The organism is Mycolicibacter sinensis (assembly GCF_001673565.1).
GTDB lineage: Bacteria > Actinomycetota > Actinomycetes > Mycobacteriales > Mycobacteriaceae > Mycobacterium > Mycobacterium sinense_C.
Genome location: NZ_LZMF01000124.1, coordinates 1 through 1,185 on the forward strand (window position 1 = coordinate 1; position 1,185 = coordinate 1,185).

Here is a 1,185-nt window from a genome sequence, read left to right on the forward strand (position 1 = left end):
GGCACGTCGGCGCCGGCGCCGGTCAACCACTGCGCCAGCACACCGGCGGTGGCCGCGATCCGCGCCGGCGACTTACCCGACACCACCAACGTCTGCACCACCGGCTCAGCAACCGGCCCGGCCGGCTCAACCGCCTCGACGACCGGGGCCTGCTCGATCACCACATGCGCATTGGTGCCCGACACCCCAAACGAAGACACCCCCGCCCGCCGCGGACGCGACACCGCCGGCCACGCCATCGCCTGCGCGGCGATCTGGAACTTCGACGCCCCCGCACCGGCATTGGGCGTCAACTCCGAAAAGTTCAGGTGCCGCGGAATGAAACCCTGCTGCACCGACAGCACCGTCTTGATGAAACCCGCGACACCCGAAGCCGATTCAAGATGCCCCAGATTCGTCTTCACCGAGCCCAGCACCAGCGGCGCCGAGGAACCACGCTCACCGAACACCGCCGCCAGCGCATCCAACTCGATCGGATCACCCAGCGCGGTGCCGGTGCCGTGCGCCTCGACGTAGTCGATATCACCCGGCTCCAACCGCGCCGCGGCCAACGCCGCGCGCACCACCTTCTGCTGCGCCGGACCCGACGGCACCGTCTGACCACTCGACGGCCCATCCTGATTCGCCGCCGAACCCCGCACCAGCGCCAGAATCCGGTCACCATCACGCTGAGCATCCGAAAGCCGCTTGAGCACCACCACCCCGGCGCCCTCGCCGCGCACGTAGCCGTCGGCGCCGGCGTCGAAGGTCTTGCACTGCCCGTCCGGCGCCAACATCCCCCACCGCGACGTCGCCACACTGTTCTGCGGACTCAGCATCAGGTTCACCCCGGCCGCCAGCGCCTGATCCGACTCGCGGCGCCGCAGGCTCGCGCACGCCAGATGAATCGTCACCAGCGACGACGAACACGCGGTGTCCACCATGATCGCCGGGCCGTGCACGCCAAGGAAATACGACAACCGGCCGGCGGCGAAGTTCGGGCCGTTGCCGAACGCCAGGTAGGGGTCGACGTCGCGGGGGCCCACCCTTTCGGCCGCCAGCAGGGCGTAGTCGTTGGTGGTGAGGCCGACGAAGACACCGGCCTGGGTGCCGCGGATCGCCTCCTTGGTGATCCCGGCGTTCTCCAGCGCTTCCCAGGCCACCTCCATCAGCAACCGCTGCTGAGGATCCATCGCGCCGGCCGCA

1 protein-coding gene is annotated in these 1,185 nt (G+C 69.6%); it reads right to left on the reverse strand.

What is annotated here, in order from left to right:
- Window positions 1–1,185: polyketide synthase (locus A5648_RS17290; protein ID WP_234787460.1), on the reverse strand; the 1,185-nt coding region annotated here is incomplete at both ends.